The 15414-nt window shown below is 63.2% G+C and carries 13 protein-coding genes; 10 read left to right on the top strand and 3 right to left on the bottom strand.

Features of this window, described 5'->3' with window-relative positions; translation table 11 throughout:
* Positions 1-20: 20 nt before the first annotated feature.
* The 8 genes from HMPREF9696_RS16195 to HMPREF9696_RS16165 all read left to right on the top strand — a co-directional run bounded on the left by HMPREF9696_RS16195 (position 21) and on the right by HMPREF9696_RS16165 (position 9462).
* On the top strand, positions 21-2576 hold the full coding sequence (locus HMPREF9696_RS16195; RefSeq protein ID WP_002714119.1) for a DUF3772 domain-containing protein: 2556 nt from the start codon (positions 21-23) through the stop codon (positions 2574-2576).
* 107 nt (positions 2577-2683) lie between these two features.
* Entirely contained in the window at positions 2684-4090 is a 1407-nt protein-coding gene (locus HMPREF9696_RS16190; RefSeq protein WP_002714118.1) for an MATE family efflux transporter, read from the top strand.
* On the top strand, positions 4087-4566 hold the full coding sequence (locus tag HMPREF9696_RS16185) for a DUF2867 domain-containing protein (RefSeq protein WP_002714117.1): 480 nt from the start codon (positions 4087-4089) through the stop codon (positions 4564-4566). Before HMPREF9696_RS16190 ends, HMPREF9696_RS16185 begins: the two co-directional genes overlap by 4 nt.
* Positions 4567-4695: 129 nt before the next feature.
* Positions 4696-4869 carry a hypothetical protein gene (locus HMPREF9696_RS21845; protein ID WP_002714116.1) on the top strand — a complete coding sequence of 58 codons (174 nt, stop codon included), beginning with the start codon at positions 4696-4698 and terminating at the stop codon, positions 4867-4869.
* Positions 4870-4990: 121 nt separating this feature from the next.
* Positions 4991-6358 (top strand): MmgE/PrpD family protein, encoded by a 1368-nt coding sequence (locus HMPREF9696_RS16180; protein WP_002714115.1) that lies wholly within the window; start codon positions 4991-4993, stop codon positions 6356-6358.
* A gap of 147 nt (positions 6359-6505) precedes the next feature.
* Positions 6506-7882 carry a malonyl-CoA decarboxylase gene (locus HMPREF9696_RS16175; RefSeq protein ID WP_002714114.1) on the top strand — a complete coding sequence of 459 codons (1377 nt, stop codon included), beginning with the start codon at positions 6506-6508 and terminating at the stop codon, positions 7880-7882.
* Positions 7883-7911: 29 nt separating this feature from the next.
* Entirely contained in the window at positions 7912-8829 is a 918-nt protein-coding gene (locus HMPREF9696_RS16170) for a pirin family protein (RefSeq protein ID WP_002714113.1), read from the top strand.
* Between the two features lie 60 nt (positions 8830-8889).
* Positions 8890-9462: a hypothetical protein gene (locus HMPREF9696_RS16165; protein ID WP_002714112.1), complete on the top strand. Its 573-nt coding sequence runs from the start codon at positions 8890-8892 to the stop codon at positions 9460-9462.
* 156 nt (positions 9463-9618) lie between these two features.
* Here the strand turns inward: HMPREF9696_RS16165 and HMPREF9696_RS16160 are convergent, their stop codons facing one another.
* Positions 9619-10392, bottom strand: a complete 774-nt coding sequence (locus tag HMPREF9696_RS16160; RefSeq protein WP_002714111.1) for an SDR family NAD(P)-dependent oxidoreductase — start codon at positions 10390-10392, stop codon at positions 9619-9621.
* 258 nt (positions 10393-10650) lie between these two features.
* Here HMPREF9696_RS16160 and HMPREF9696_RS16155 point away from each other — a divergent pair, with 258 nt between their 5' ends.
* The gene (locus tag HMPREF9696_RS16155) at positions 10651-11442 is read left to right on the top strand and encodes an enoyl-CoA hydratase/isomerase (RefSeq protein ID WP_002714110.1); all 792 of its coding nucleotides are present in this window, start codon (positions 10651-10653) and stop codon (positions 11440-11442) included.
* A gap of 194 nt (positions 11443-11636) precedes the next feature.
* Complete coding sequence (locus HMPREF9696_RS16150; protein ID WP_002714109.1) at positions 11637-13862, top strand: SLC26A/SulP transporter family protein; 2226 nt, start codon at positions 11637-11639, stop codon at positions 13860-13862.
* Between the two features lie 23 nt (positions 13863-13885).
* Here HMPREF9696_RS16150 and HMPREF9696_RS16145 read toward each other — a convergent pair whose 3' ends face one another.
* Positions 13886-14215, bottom strand: a complete 330-nt coding sequence (locus HMPREF9696_RS16145; RefSeq protein WP_002714108.1) for a hypothetical protein — start codon at positions 14213-14215, stop codon at positions 13886-13888.
* Positions 14216-14400: 185 nt separating this feature from the next.
* A complete protein-coding gene (locus HMPREF9696_RS16140) occupies positions 14401-15402 on the bottom strand; it encodes an adenosine kinase (protein ID WP_002714107.1) in 1002 nt (333 codons plus the stop codon).
* Positions 15403-15414 lie beyond the last annotated feature (12 nt).

The raw sequence follows: 15414 nt of genomic DNA, 5'->3' as shown, positions 1-15414 counted from the left end.
GTTGACGGGCCATTTTCTTGATGATGACTTTTCGCGCCTTAGCGGTTCTTGTCGCGCTTGCCGTACTCCCCTACCCGCCGCTGAATGCCGTCACGGTCGCACATGCGGAGGATGTGGCAAGCCCGTCCGCGCCTGAGCAAAAACCCGCCGCGACACCGGCAGCCACTCCGCCAGCCGCCACGCCGCCAGCGGCCGCCCCCGGCGATGCGCTGCCGAAGGTGCCCGCGCCGCAGTTCCCCGGCGCGCAGTCGAAACTCGACGCATGGAAGGAAACGCTCGATCGCGCGGAAACCGCCCTGCGCAACCGCTCGATCGCCGATACGACACTGAGCTATCTGCGGGATCAGGCGACCGCCGCGCAGGGCGCCGCGCGCGACCTCATCGCGGCCTTCACGCCGAGGCTCGAGGGCGCGACCGCGCGCGCGGCGGAGCTCGCGCCGGACCCGAAGGATCCGACACCGCAATCCGACGCTATCAAGCTCGAACGCGCCAAACTGCAGGCCGAGATCGCCGCCCGGCAAAGCGTCATCCAGCAAGCCAAGCTGATGAATGTCCGGGCCCAGCAAATCCTCGACCGCATCTCGGAGCATCGCCGGACGATGTTCGCCGACACCGTGCTCGAACGGTCCGAAAGCCTGATCAATCCGTCGTTCTGGGTGACCGTTGCCGCCAGCGTCCCCGCCTCGGCCAAACGCCTGTTCAGTCTGGTGGGTGACTGGGGCAATCTGCTCGCGTCGCAACCGCTTCGCGCAGCGTCAGGATTTCTGCTTGCTTTGATCGTGGTGCTTGGATTTTTCCTCACCCCCGGGCGGCGCTGGCTGGCGCGCTGGACGACGCGCGATCCCGCGGTTGCGTATCCCGGCCCCCTGAACAAGACCGGCTCTGCCATCGCGATCACCGTAACCGGAGGCGCGATACCGGGCATTGCGCTGCTGGTGCTGTATCAGGCGCTGATGGCGCTCGGCCTTCTGCCGTCCGACATCAGCGCAATCGTCCGGGCGCTGTTTATCGGAATCACCTTCGCCTTATTTTTTACCCACCTCACACAGGCCGTGCTGGCGCCGGAGCGGCCGTCCTGGCGGCTGATCGGACTTGAGGATGGCGCGGTCGACGGTCTCGTGACAATCGCCGCTTCAATCGGAATCGTGGTGACGGCCGGACTGGTGCTTGATGCCACGAATATCGCGATCGGCGCACCCGACGAACTGTCGTCCGCCAGTCAGGGCGTGATTGCTGTCGCGATTGCCTTCCTGTTCATGATTGCGCTGCGCATCGTGGCCGGCGCCGGAAACAGCGACGATGAAACCGAGAGCGCCGCCCAGGCAGAGCGTTCGGCGTGGCGCCTTCTCATTCCCGTCGGCTGGATCGTGGCGGCCGCCGCGCTGATCGCGCCGCTCGGCGGCTACGTCGCATTTGGCCGCTTTGCATCGGGTGAAATGCTGGTGGTCGTCGTCGTTCTGATGTCCGCCACGCTCCTCAGCCGCTTCTCCGACGCGGCCATCGCATCCGCCTTCGCGTTCCATGGCCGGATTGGCCGCATCCTGCGGCACACGACCGGCCTCTCCAGCGCGACGGTGCGCCAGATCGCGGCGCTGCTGTTCGGCTTCGTCCAGCTCGCGCTGGTCGGCATTTCGGCTTTTCTGCTGCTTGCGACCTGGGGCATTCATTCCGACGACATTCTCGGATCAATGTCCTCCGCCTTCTTCAGCTTCTCGGTCGGCAAGTTCACGATCTCGCCGTCGGCCATTCTCGGCGCGTTCGTCGTGCTGGTCATCGGAATGCTCGCGACGCGCATGCTGCAGCGATGGCTGGAAGCGCGGTTTCTGCCCGAGACAAATCTCGATCTCGGCGTACGCGCCTCGATCCGCACCGGCATCGGCTATCTCGGAATCATTCTGGCGGTTATCGTTGCGCTGTCATATGTCGGACTGAACCTGCAGAACGTCGCGATCGTCGCCGGCGCGCTCTCCGTCGGTATCGGCTTTGGCCTGCAGTCCATCATCAACAACTTCGTGTCGGGTCTGATCCTCCTGGTGGAGCGGCCGATCAAGGTCGGCGACCGCATCGAGGTGGGAACGCGCATGGGCGTCGTCAAACGCATCAACGTCCGCTCCACCGAGATCGTCACCTACGACAATCTCTCCGTCATCGTTCCCAACGCGGAATTGATCAGCGGCCAGGTCGTGAACTGGATGCACGGCAGCTTCACGGCGCGTCTTTCCGTCATGGTGGGCACGTCCTACGACGCCGATCCCGACAAGGTGATTGCGATCCTGCTGGATATCGTCGCGAACCATCCGCGGGCGCTGAAAACCCCCGAGCCGTTCGCGATCCTCGGCAATTTCGGCGCCGATGCACTGGAGTTCACCGTGTTCTTTCATGTCGGGAATATCGGTGTGGACGCCGGTGTCGCCAACGATGTCCGGCTCGACATCCTGAAACGGTTCAGGGCTGAAGGCATCGAGATTCCGTTTGCCCAGCGCGACCTGCACCTGCGCGACCTTGATCGTCTGGAAAACCTGTTCCGGGAGATTGGCGGTAAAAGCCAGCCAGCGGCACCTAAACCCGAGACATGACCCTCTCCCGCTAAGGCCCATCGGGACGCCAGCGTCGGCGCGCGATGAATCCACACGCCATGCAGCACCGGCCATCATTTGGCCGGCGGCTATGCTATGGCTGCATCATGACAACCCTCGACAAGGCAGAACCGGTCCAAACCGGCATGACGAGCGCCGGCCGCGGCCCGGTGGCGGCCGAATTCATCGAAACCATCAGGCTCGCCTTACCCATCGCGCTGACGCAACTGGGGCAAATCGCCATGATGACCACCGATCTTGCGCTGATCGGGCGGCTCGGCGACCGGGCCGTCGCCGCGGCGTCGCTGGCGCATACGGTGTTCTTCGTCGCCTTCGTGATCGGCATGGGGCTGGTGTCGGCGGTCGCGCCACTCGCTGCGCAGGCGCTGGGCGCGCGCCAGCCGCGCATCGTCCGCCGTGCATTGCGCGTCGGTCTGTGGGCCGCGTTGCTGCTGTGCATTCCGATGATGCTGTTGCCGCTGTTCGGGGAACAGATCCTGCTGATACTCGGCCAATCGCCGGAGAACGCGCGTCTCGCGCAGCGCTACCTGCTCGGCCTCGCACCCGGCATGGCGCCCGCGCTGTGCTTCATGGCCATCCGTAATTTCATGGGCGCGGTCAATCGTCCCGAACCCGGCCTCTGGATCACGCTTGCCGCGATCCCGGCCAACGGCCTGCTCGGCTACGCGCTGATTCACGGCCATTGGGGCCTGCCGAAGCTCGAACTGCTCGGCGCCGGCGTTGCCACAACCACGGTGAATTTCGCCATGTGCGCCGCTGCGTTGTGGTTCACCTGGTGCCAGCGGCCGTTCAGGAAATTTCATGTGCTGGGCCATTTCTGGCGGATCGACTGGCCGCTGATGAAGCAGCTTGTGGTGATCGGCGCGCCGATCGCGATGTCGTTCCTGCTGGAATACGGACTGTTCTCCGCCGCTGGCCTTCTGATGGGCCTGATCAGCACCACAGCGCTCGCGGCGCATCAGATCGCGCTGCAGATCGCGGCGATCCTGTTCATGGTGCCGTTCGGCATCGGCATGGCCGCCACCGTGCGGGTCGGGCAGGCCTTCGGGCGCGGCGAACGCTCCGCGATCCGGCGCGCCGGTTTCGTCGCCATCATTCTTGGCATCGCCTTCATGAGCGTAATGACACTCGCGGTCATCGTGGTGCGGTTCGATCTGGCGCGGTTTTTCTTCGGCGACGGTCCGCAGGGACTCGCCGCCGTCGAACTCGCCGCAACGCTGATGCTGGTCGGCGCGACCTTCTTTGTCGCAGACGGCATCCAGACCGTGGCCGCCGGCGCGCTGCGCGGCCTGAGCGATACGCGCATCCCGCTGCTGCTGGCCGCCGTCAGCTACTGGGCCATCGGCTTCACGTCAGCCTGCGCGTTCGCGTTCCAGTTGAATTTCGGCGGAGTCGGGGTCTGGATCGGCCTGTCGATCGGCACCGGCCTTTATGCCATCCTGCTGGTGCTGCGGTTTCGCGGCCTGACCCACCGGCTCAAGGTTGCCCCATGACCTCCCATGCGATCGCTATCCATGACTTTGAACCTGACAGCAGCATGAAGGCGCTGCTGCCCGGCGCGCAGTTCGGCGATTGTTTCCGCATTACTGTGGATGATGCGATCAATGCGCGTCAGGCGGCGGAGAGGATGTTCCTGCGCCAGCGCGGCTGGATCAGCGCGCTGATGAAGCTGCGCAACATCATGGTGACGCCGTTCGGCCTCAAGCGTCCCACACACCGGAAAGCCCTCACCAGAGAGTCCATCGGCCCGTTTCCCGTGATCAGTGAAACGCCGCAGCGGCTGGTGGCGGGTTTCGACGACAGGCATCTCGACTTCCGCATTGTCGTCGATGTCAGTGGCGACGTGCCCGGCCAGGAGGTGTCCGCAACCACGCTGGTGAAGACCAACAACCTGCTGGGGCGGATTTATCTGACGATCATCATGCCGTTTCACCGGCTGATCGTCCCCGCCATGCTGCGGAACATCTGACCGATATCCAAGCCCGGTCGCGTCGCGCCGGGACACGTTGTCACGGCTTGATCCGGATCAAGGGCGCGCCGTGCCGAATGCGATATCGGACGTCCGATGCTTGCAAGAGGCAGCACAGGGAGTCCGGTCATGTCCTTATTCGTGCGGCTGCTGCTGATCCTGGCGGCTCCAATCACTGCGCTGTTTGTCGCGCGTGACAGCCAGAACTTCGACATTGCGCAAACGCTGGTCGCGACTGTCATCGCCACCCTCATCGTCGCCATCTTTGCGCTCTGGCCCTATATCCGCAAATCAAGAACCTGACCGGACCCGGCCCCGGCCATTCGGAATGGCTGCCCGCCCCGATCGCATCTGGCGCTTTGCTGCCACGCCCCATAAGCTGCGCGCGCAAAGCAACAAGACGATCCGGGACGGACGAATATCCATGGCGAATGAAACCGCAACGCTGGCCGCTTATGTCGCAAATCTGAAGTATGAGGACATTCCCGGGGACGTGCTTGAGCGCGCCAAGGCGCTGACTCTTGACTTTCTCGGCAGCGCCGTGCGCGCGCGCAGCGAAGCGGAATCGACGCCATCCCTGCTGGGCATGCTGGCGACCCTCGGCCTCGACGGCCAGGGCGAAGCCACCGTGTGCGGCGACGCCAAAACCTACACGCCTGCCATCGCGGCTCTGCTGAATGGCGCGCTCGGCCACTCGCTCGATTTCGACGACACCCATGCGGATTCCTCGCTGCATCCGAGCGCACCCGTCGTTCCCGCCGCTTTCGCGGTCGGCGAGATCATGGGATCGAGCGGCCGCGACGTGCTGACCGCCATCGTCGCCGGTTATGAAGTGTGCTGCCGTCTCGGCAACGCGCTCGACCCGACATCGCACTATGCCAAGGGCTTCCATCCTACCGCCACTGCCGGCACCTATGGCGCCGCGGCCGCGGCCGCGAAGCTCTACGGACTCTCCGCCGAACAGATCGTCGCGGCCTTTGGCGTGTCCGGCAGTCAGGCTGCGGGCTCGCTGCAGTTTCTGGTGAACGGCGCGTGGAACAAGCGCTATCAGGTCGGCGCGGCTGCCATGAACGGCGTTGTCGCCGCCTCGCTGGCGCGCGAGGGATTCATCGGCGCAACCGAATCCGTCGAGGGCAAGCACGGTCTTCTGGTCGGCTATAGCGACAATCCGCATCCCGACAAGGCCGTCGCGGATCTCGGCCGCGTCTACGAGACCATGAAGATCGGGGTGAAGCCATATCCGAGTTGCCGCTACACCCATGCGGCGATTGATGCGCTGATTGCCATGCGCCGCGAGCACAATCTCACGCCGGAAAATATCAAAAGCGTCGAGATCGGCCTGCATCGCAACGGCATCACCCTGACCGGCGATGCCGAAACCAAGCGGCATGCACGCAGCATCGTCGGCGGACAGTTCTCGATGTTCTTCACCGGCGCGCTGGCGCTGGATCAGGGTTCGTTCGGATGGGACGACTACAAGCGGCTTGGCGATCCGGCCATCGAGGCGCTCGCCGACCGAATCGAGGTGGTGCAGGACGCGCGTCTTGAAGGCAAGAGCCATCCGTTCGGCGCACGCGTCTCCATTGTCAGCGGCGAAGGCACGCTGGAGCGTCTGATCCCCGATCCGTCCGGCGAGCCGTCGTCATTCCCGGACACGGTCGCGATGCAGCAGAAGTTCCTGCAGCTCGCCCGCCCCGTGCTCAAGGACCGCGCCGACCGCTTCGCCGACGCCATCCTGTCGCTGGACAAGTTCGACCGCATCGACCGGGTGACCTCGCTCGCGCGACTCTGAGTCGCAGCGAGGCCAAGCTGTCCGCGGATCAGGCCTTCGGAAAGAAGGTCTGCCTGAACGAAAGTCGGGACCGGACTGTCTGGAATCGGTCGCATTCGCTGTCTATCATCGGTGAAGTGATGGACTGCGCAGGAGCAAGCTGACGTGATGGCGACACTCGGACTCGACCGTGCCTCTCTGAGCAATCTTCTCACCACGCTGACCGAGCGGGGGCGCAGCCTGCTCGGCCTGTCGAACGGCGCGCGGGCCATGTCGCAGGCCGAGCTGATCGGGCTTGGCGAGACGCTGCTGTCGCGGCGTGGCGAAGCCACCGGTGTCGCGCTCGCCAATACGCTGCTTGCGGGTTACTCCGCCGCGAGTGAAGCCGATCAACTCGCCTTTCTCAATGCGCTGGCCGACCTGTTCGGCCCCGACATGGACGAGTTGAACGCGGCGCTGGCTGCCGTGCGCGACAAGGGCACTTCGCCAGACGCCATCGCAAAACTCCTGAAGGCCGCCGAGCCGCGCCGGCAGGAACTGATCCGCCGCCTCAATCTCGCACCGGGCGGCACCGCAGCACTGGTGCGGATGCGCGAAGCGCTGCTGGCGCATATCAAGGATCATCCGCCGCTCAAGCATGTCGATAACGACTTCGTGCATCTGTTTGCGTCCTGGTTCAACAGAGGGTTTCTTGTGCTGCAACGGATCGACTGGACCACGCCCGCCAACATCCTGGAAAAGATCATCCGCTACGAGCAGGTTCATGCCATCACCAACTGGGATGACCTGCGCAGCCGCCTCGCTCCAAGCGACAGGCGCTGCTACGGCTTCTTCCATCCGCAACTGGTCGATGAGCCGCTGATCTTCGTCGAGGTGGCGCTGATGCGGGACAGCCCGGCGGCGATCGCGCCGGTGCTCGACCTCAGCCGCGCGCCGATCCCGGCGAGCGAAGCGACCACCGCGGTGTTCTATTCGATCTCCAACACCCAAAAGGGCCTTGGCGGCATTTCCTTCGGCAATTTCCTGATCAAGCAAGTCGTGGAAGAGATCAAGCGCGAATTGCCCAACGTGCAGACCTTCGTGACGCTCTCGCCCGTTCCCGGCTTCGCCGCATGGCTTGCGCGCGAACGGGCGTCGGACGCATCGACACTGATTGACGCATCGGCACGCGATACTCTCAACGCGCTGGACATGCCGGGTTGGGCCGACGATCCCGAGACCGCCGAGCGCGTCAAGAGCGTGATGCTGCCGCTCGCGGCTTACTATTTCATCGAAGCCAAGGGCTCACGCGGGCATCCGCTCGATCCTGTCGCGCGTTTCCATCTCGGCAACGGCGCCCAGCTCGAACGGTTGAATTTCCTCGGTGACCGTTCCGAGAAGGGTATGCAGCAGTCGTATGGACTGATGGTCAATTATCTTTACGCGCTGGACAAGATCGAAACCAATCACGAGGCCTTTGCCGAAAAGGGTCAGGTTGCAACATCATCCGCGGTTCGTAAGATGCTGCCTGTCCGCGCGCTCGCGGAGACGTCGGCGAGCGCGTAATACATCCCAACAACGAAGGGAGACGCGCCATGAGCTGGATGCCCTCGAACGATCCGATTCTCGGCGATCCGCAGACCTGCGACGCGCTCGACCTTGTCATCGTGCCCCGCACCCGCGATCTTGGAGACGGCTTCGCCGTGCGCCGCGCGCTGCCCCATGGCAAGCGGCAGATGGTCGGCCCCTTTATCTTCTTCGATCACTTCGGCCCGGTGCAATTCGTCGCCGGCAAGGGTATGGATGTGCGCCCGCATCCGCATATCGGGCTTGCCACTGTCACCTATCTGTTCGACGGCAGCATCATGCACCGCGACAGCGAGGGCAACATTCAGGAAATCCAGCCCGGCGCGATGAACCTCATGACCGCCGGCCGCGGCATCGCCCATTCCGAACGCACGCCGGACGTTCAGCGCGCCAATGGCCAGAAGATGCTCGGTCTGCAAAGCTGGATTGCACTGCCTGCCGGCAAGGAAGAGATCGCGCCGTCGTTTCAGCATTTCGGCGCCGAGACGCTGCCGACGGTTGAGGACACCGGCTTCAGGGCACGCATCATCGCGGGTTCGTCGTTCGGCGCGAAATCGCCGGTCGAGATGGTGTCGGAATGGTTCTATACCGAGGTAGCGCTGGACGAGGGCATGCGCGTGCCGCTCGACGTCGACCACGAGGAGCGCGCGATCTATGTCGTCGATGGCGAGATCGAAATCGCGAACGAAAAATACGAAGGCCCGAAGCTGCTGATCTTCCGCCCCGGCGACCGCATCACCGTCAAGGCCATTCGTCCGACACGGATGATGTTCCTCGGCGGCACGGCGCTGGAAGGCCCGCGCCATGTCTGGTGGAATTTTGTCTCCTCCAGCAAGGAGCGGATCGAGGAAGCCAAGGCTGACTGGAAGGCCGGGCGTTTCGCCCATGTGCCGAACGAGCACGAATTCATTCCCCTGCCGGAGTGACGGCGCCGATGCGGACATTCATCCGGCAGATTTATCTCCCACTTTCAGGCAAGATTTTTCATGAGCGAGAGTATCGACCGACTGATTGCGCAGATCAAACTGCTCAACGGCGAGCTTGAGGCTGAATTCGCGATCCGCCGGGCCCGGCTGCGCTACACACTGCAAGGCACCCGCGCCGTCTTTGAGGACGAGATTCTGCGCGCACACCGGGAACTGCGCGTGGGGCTAGCCAAATACATCTTCAATGCGAACCTGCTGACCATCATCACCGCGCCGGTGATCTATGCGATGATTGTCCCGTTCGTGATCCTCGACATCACCATCACGATCTATCAGTGGATTTGCTTCCCGGTCTACGGGATCGAGAAAGTGAAACGCAGCGACTATTTCATCTTCGACCGTTATCACCTCGCCTATCTGAACATTCTGGAAGCCATCAACTGCGCCTATTGCTCATATGGCAACGGGTTGATGGCTTATGCCAGCGAGATCGCAGGCCGCACCGAACAGTACTGGTGCCCGATCAAGCATGCCCGCAAGGCGGTCTCGGCCCACCAGCACTATATCGGCTTCGCCGATTTCGGCGATGCAGAAGCGTTCCGCAAGAAATACGGCCACCCCGACCAATCGTGAACGGAATCCGCAACAACCGGCTCGAACCGTAGCATAAGCATTCCTCATCCTGAGGAGCGCGCATCTTGCGCGCGTCTCGAAGGATGACAGCCACATTGCCTCATGGTTCGAGATGGCGCTAAAGAAGCACCTCCTCACCATGAGGTCTTATCGCGATCAAAACACGGTATAGCCGCCATCGATCACGATCATGTCGGCGGTGTGATAGGCCGACGCTTTGCTCATCAGATAGACCGCGATGCCGCCGAAGTCCGACGGTTCGCCGAAACGCCGCATCGGAATGCGCGGCATCACGTTGTCCACGAACTTGTCGTTGGCCATCAGCCCCTGCGTCATGTCGCTCTTGATCCACCCGGGCAGGATCGCATTCGCCGTGACGCCATAACGTGCCAGTTCGACCGCAAGAGCGCGCACGAGCGCATTGATCGCCGCCTTGGTCCCGGCATAGTGCTCGTTGCGTGCGGTGCCGAACAATGACGCCATGCTCGAGGTCGCCACCAGCCGCCCGAAGGCATCGCCGCCGGCGGCGCGTTCGGTCATGTGCCGCGCGGCGGCCTGGAAGACATGAAACACACCATCGAGATTGGTGGCGAACATCTTGCGCCAGTCTTCTTCCGAGCGGTCGATGAAGGACTGGCGGCCGCCGATGCCGGCATTGGCGAAGCAGCCATCGACACGGCCGAACGTATCGAGCGTGGCCTTCATCGCGGCCTTCACCGAAGCCGGATCGGTGACATCGCAGACCCGCGCTTCAGCCTTGCCGCCCTTCGCGGTGAGCGCGGCCAGCGCCTTTGCGTTCTTGTCCGCGTTGCGGCCCCAGATCGAGACCGTGGCGCCGGCATCCACCAGCGCCTGCGCGATGCCAAGACCGATACCGCCATTGCCGCCGGTCACCACCGCCACGCGGCCGCTCAGATCGAAAATGCTCATGCCGTTTCAACTCCCGTTATGTCTTGTCTGGCCATGACATTGGCCAATCGCCCGCACGAAATCAAACATCGGCCTAACGCCTTGGAAGCTCTTTCGCCATGCGAAATAAATGTTCGCAACGCATGGCAGGTCCGACATCGCCTCGCCGCTGGAGTGCGGCGTTTACAGCCCACGCGGTTTCCGGAATAGTTTGCGGCGAAAACGCACGCGGCATGTCGCCGACAGAGCGATCAATCAAATCCATCAAGCGAGGAAGACATGCAGTTCAATCATTGCCGGCTGGAATTCGACGGCCCGGTCGCAACCCTTGTGCTCGATCATCAGGAGGTCATGAACGCGGTCTCCGTCGACATGCTCGCGGGCCTGTCCGAGGCGATGGAGACTCTTGAGGAAAAGCGGGCGGAGGTTCGCTGTCTGGTCATCACCGGCGCGGGCAAGGCGTTCTGCACCGGCGCCAACCTTCAGGGCCGCAACAACCAGAGTGGCAAGCGCCAGAGCGCGGGCACCACGCTGGAAACGGCATTTCATCCGTTCCTGCGCCGCCTGCGCGACCTGCACTGCCCGATCGTCACCTCGGTGAACGGACCTGCGGCCGGCGCGGGCATGAGCTTCGCGCTGATGGGCGACATCATCGTCTGCGCACGCTCGTCCTACTTCCTGCAGGCCTTCCGTCGCATCGGGCTGGCGCCGGATTGCGGATCGACATGGATTCTGCCGCGCCTGATCGGCAAGGCCCGCGCCGTCGAACTGTCGCTGCTGGGTGAACGGCTCCCCGCCGAGAAGGCGCTGGAATGGGGACTGGTCAATCGCGTGGTGGACGATGCAGCGTTGGCCGAGGAAACCAAGAAGCTCGCGCACGATCTCGCCAACGGGCCGACCGTGGCGCTGTCGCTGATCCGCAAGCTCTACTGGGAAAGCGAAAACAACTCGTTCGAGGAACAGCTCGATCTGGAACAAAGCTCCCAGCGGATCGCCGGACGCAGCGAGGATTTCAAGGAAGGTGTCGGCGCATTCCTCGAAAAGCGTCCGGCAAAGTTCAAAGGCCGCTGATCCGGCCTTTGTGATTCCACACCGGCTTGCCAGGCCGCGCGACCGATCGCGCGGCCTTTTCCCTGGGCAGCGGTTAGCGGCGAGGAACCGCGCAACCGTTCTCATTCCGCGCAGAAGATCGCGCGGCCGGTGATTGTCATAAAAATCTCTTTTACCTGCGCGATGCCGTCGTCTAGGAGGAACGGGCACATTTGATGGAATGTCCCCGCGTGGCCTTCTCTCCCGCCAATCCCGTTTCCGATGCAGGCCTGAAACTGCGTCAGTGGCTGACCGACATTTTCGCCAGCGCCGCGCCTGCGGTTCTCACCATTTCCTTCGGACTGTCCTATTCGGTGCTGATCTTCAGCGGCCCGCTGGCGCAATATCTGCCCTACGGAATCGCGGCGACGTTCACCGCGACGGCCATCATCGCCACGGTGATCGCGCTGGGAAGCACATTCCCGTTCGCGGTCGGAGCGCCTGAAACCTCCACCGCCGCAGTGACCGGCATTCTCGCGGCCTCGCTGATCGACCACATCGTTGCCGCCAATCCCTCGGCCCAGCTTCTCGGCCCGGTGCTGCTGACGCTGTCGATGGCGACGATCATCACCGGCGTCATCCTGTGCAGCATGGGTCTCACCCGGATCGGCCGCGCGATCCGCTACGTTCCCTATCCGGTGATCGGCGGCTTTCTCGGCGCGACCGCCTTTCTGATCGCTTTGGGTGGCGTGCGCGTCATCGCCGATCGTCCGGTGCGCCTCGACACCTTGATGTCGCTCGCCGATCCGATGACCATCTACCAGCTCCTCGCCGGCGGCGCACTGGCGCTCGCGATCTACCTGATCTGGCATCGCTCGCGGAATCCGCTCGCGCTCCCGGCGATTCTGGTCGGCGGAATTGTGGTTGCGCATATCGCCTTCACGCTCGCGGGCCTTTCGCTTGAGCAGATTCAGGGGCTGGGCTGGACATTCCGCTCGCCGCCGCGCGCCAGCCTGACAACCCCTTGGCACCTCAGCGACATCGAGAATTTTCCGTGGGAAGCCGCGCCGGGGCTGATCGGCAATCTGATCGCGGTGATCTTCGTCACCGCCATCAGCACGCTGTTCAATACCACAGGCCTTGAAGTCGCGACCGGACGTGAAGCCAATCTCGAGCGTGAGCTGACCGTTGCGGGCACCGCGAACATTCTCTCAGGCCTGTTCGGCGGCTATGCCGGATGCATTTCCCTCAGCCGCTCCCTGCTCAATGCGGGCGGCGGCGCAAGGACCCGCGTCTCGGGAATGACCGTTGCGGTCATTGCCGGGCTGATGCTCGTGGCGGACCCGGCGCTGCTGGGCTACATGCCGAAATTCATTCTCGGCGGCCTCCTGATCTATCTCGGCAGCGACCAGCTCAACCGCTGGATCATCGAATCGCGACGCCGGCTTTCCACCACCGAATACCTGTCGCTGCTGGCGATCATTTTTATCATCGTGAAGTGGGGCTTCATCGCCGGCGTACTGATCGGCATCGTGATCGGCTGCGCAACGTTTGCCCTGAGCGCGTCCCGCATCAGCGCTATCAAGTTCGGCTTCAATGGAACGGAGTATCGCAGCTCGCTCGACCGTTCACGGCACGATCTCGCGCTGCTCACCGCGCATGGCAGGGAAATCCACGGTCTCAACCTGCAGAGCTATCTGTTCTTCGGCTCCGCCAACCGGCTTTATCAGCATGTCCGGGCGCTGCTCACGCGCCACCCGGAATGCAGGTATCTCGTCTTCGACTTCAAGCTCGTGACCGGCATTGATTCATCCGCGGCCTACAGCTTCGCGCAGATCAAACGCTCGGCGATCGACGGCGGCGTGAAACTCGTCCTCGTCAACCTGCCGCGCGCCACGGAAAAGATGCTGCGATCGGGTGAATTCCTGTCCAGCGATATTCTGGTGATGCCCGAACTCGATCATGCGCTGGAATGGTGCGAAAACGACATCATCGCCCGTTACAGCGCGCGCGAACAGGACGACGACGACCTTCATGGCTGGTTCAGCGCCATTCTCGGCAGCGAGCAGGAAGCCACCGAACTCGCCAGACATTGTGAGCACATCGAGGTCAAGGCGTTCGACATCATCGCCCGCGCCGGCGAAGCCGCCGACTCCATGCTGTTCATTCTCAACGGGCGCGTCGGCGTGACGGTCGACACAGGCGACGGGCGGCCAACGCGGGTGCGCAGCCTTGGCAACAGAACGACGGTGGGAGAGATGGGACTTGTGGCGCGCCAGCCACGCAGCGCCACGATCCAGGCAGAAGCCGATAGCGTCCTCTATGTGCTGCGCGCCGACGCCTTCAACGCGATCACCGCAAGCAATCCGCAGCTTGGCCAGAAGCTGCTGACCTATTTCATGTCGGTGATGGCCGAACGGCTGGCCTTTGCCAGCCGCATGATCGGCGCGCTGCGCCGATAGAAATACTTTTCAGCAAATGCCGATCAGGCGACGTGGCTCATGAACGCCTCACGGCGCCCGAGCATTCGCTCCGCCGCGACCTTGGCTTCTTCGCGAGTCGAAGTTGAAAATGTCCGGTATTCCAGATCGGGCGTCGTCACGGAATCGCGCTTGCCGAACCATGAGGCGAAGGATTTCGGACCTGCGGTGATCGACGACAGCGCTTGGGCGATGTTGTCCGCGGCCTCAAATGCGAACAGCGCGCCGGACGACGCGTGCCTCACCTCAAAAATTCCGGGACCGATCGGCGCTTCCAGCGTCTCGCCCCGGGCGGCCTTCGGATAACGCTTCCACTCGCTCCAGGTCGAAATCATGACACCCTTCCCCCGCGCATCGCGCGTTACTCATATACATCTTCGACAGATGCTCCTTCGGAGCAGCTTCAACATCCACCACGGCCGATTGGTTCCCGCACGGCGCGATTTTTCGCATATGGATGCGGCAACCGGACGGTTCAAGGAAAAACGCGGTTAACGTCGGGTCACCCAATCGTGAACGATCAGACCGGCAAGCCGGCCTGCTGCGCCAACGCCTTGAGCGAAGCCTCGGGCCGCGCGCCGATATGCTGGATCACCTCGGCGGCGGCAAGCGCCCCGAACTGTCCGCACTGCTCATGGCTCAAACCGCGAACGACGCCGAACAGGAACCCGGCGGCGAACAGATCGCCCGCGCCGGTGGTGTCCACCACCTGTTTCACCGGAGACGCCGGAACCGGCGTCACCTTGTCCTTCGCCACCACAACGCAGCCCTTTTCGCTGCGGGTTACGACCGCAAGCGTTGCATCGCTGCGCAACTGCGCCAGCGCCTTGTCAAAGTCCCCGGTCTGATAGAGCGAGGTCAGCTCGGCTTCGTTGGCGAAGACCAGATCGACCGTTTTGCCGCGGATGAGATTGAGAAACTCGTCGCGATAGCGGCCGACGCAGAAGGCATCCGACAGGGTCAGCGCCACGCTGCGCCTGTTCTCATGCGCGATCTTCGAGGCCTTGAGGAAGGCCTCCTTCGCGTTGGCCGGGTCCCACAGATAGCCTTCAAGGTAAATGATCGAGGAGGCCGCGATCTGCGCCGGGTCGATATCGGCGGGCGACAGATCCTGCGCGGCACCGAGATAGGTGTTCATGGTGCGCTCGCCGTCCGGCGACACCAGCACATAACAGCGCGCGGTGGCGGGGCCGTCCGAAGCTGCCTGCGTCTCGAACGCCACCTTCGCGGCGCGAATGTCATGACTGAACACATTGCCGAGTTGGTCGTTACGCACCTTGCCGACAAAGGCCGCGCGCGCACCGAGGTTCGCGACGCCCGCAATGGTATTCGCAGCCGATCCGCCGGAAATCTCCGTCGCCGGTCCCATGGCGTCATAGATCGCAGCCGCCCGCGCCTCGTCGATCAACGCCATGGATCCTTTGGCCATGCCCTGCTCGGTCAGGAACTTGTCCTCGGTCCTCGCCAGAATGTCGACGATGGCATTGCCGATCCCGAGAACGTCGTATGTTGCTGCGGTCATTAATGATATTCC

The organism is Afipia clevelandensis ATCC 49720 (assembly GCF_000336555.1).
Classification (GTDB): Bacteria; Pseudomonadota; Alphaproteobacteria; order Rhizobiales; family Xanthobacteraceae; genus Afipia; species Afipia clevelandensis.
Note: the sequence above shows the minus strand (reverse complement) of the source record. Positions and strands in the feature narration are given on the sequence as shown.

Excerpts from the sequence above, each read along its gene's own strand:
- HMPREF9696_RS16195 (WP_002714119.1), top strand. The coding sequence starts at position 21 with ATGATGACTTTTCGCGCCTTAGCGGTTCTTGTCGCGCTTGCCGTACTC.
- HMPREF9696_RS16190 (WP_002714118.1), top strand. The coding sequence starts at position 2,684 with ATGACAACCCTCGACAAGGCAGAACCGGTCCAAACCGGCATGACGAGC.
- HMPREF9696_RS16185 (WP_002714117.1), top strand. The coding sequence starts at position 4,087 with ATGACCTCCCATGCGATCGCTATCCATGACTTTGAACCTGACAGCAGC.
- HMPREF9696_RS21845 (WP_002714116.1), top strand. The coding sequence starts at position 4,696 with ATGTCCTTATTCGTGCGGCTGCTGCTGATCCTGGCGGCTCCAATCACT.
- HMPREF9696_RS16180 (WP_002714115.1), top strand. The coding sequence starts at position 4,991 with ATGGCGAATGAAACCGCAACGCTGGCCGCTTATGTCGCAAATCTGAAG.
- HMPREF9696_RS16175 (WP_002714114.1), top strand. The coding sequence starts at position 6,506 with ATGGCGACACTCGGACTCGACCGTGCCTCTCTGAGCAATCTTCTCACC.
- HMPREF9696_RS16170 (WP_002714113.1), top strand. The coding sequence starts at position 7,912 with ATGAGCTGGATGCCCTCGAACGATCCGATTCTCGGCGATCCGCAGACC.
- HMPREF9696_RS16165 (WP_002714112.1), top strand. The coding sequence starts at position 8,890 with ATGAGCGAGAGTATCGACCGACTGATTGCGCAGATCAAACTGCTCAAC.
- HMPREF9696_RS16160 (WP_002714111.1), bottom strand. The coding sequence starts at position 10,392 with ATGAGCATTTTCGATCTGAGCGGCCGCGTGGCGGTGGTGACCGGCGGC.
- HMPREF9696_RS16155 (WP_002714110.1), top strand. The coding sequence starts at position 10,651 with ATGCAGTTCAATCATTGCCGGCTGGAATTCGACGGCCCGGTCGCAACC.
- HMPREF9696_RS16150 (WP_002714109.1), top strand. The coding sequence starts at position 11,637 with ATGGAATGTCCCCGCGTGGCCTTCTCTCCCGCCAATCCCGTTTCCGAT.
- HMPREF9696_RS16145 (WP_002714108.1), bottom strand. The coding sequence starts at position 14,215 with ATGATTTCGACCTGGAGCGAGTGGAAGCGTTATCCGAAGGCCGCCCGG.
- HMPREF9696_RS16140 (WP_002714107.1), bottom strand. The coding sequence starts at position 15,402 with ATGACCGCAGCAACATACGACGTTCTCGGGATCGGCAATGCCATCGTC.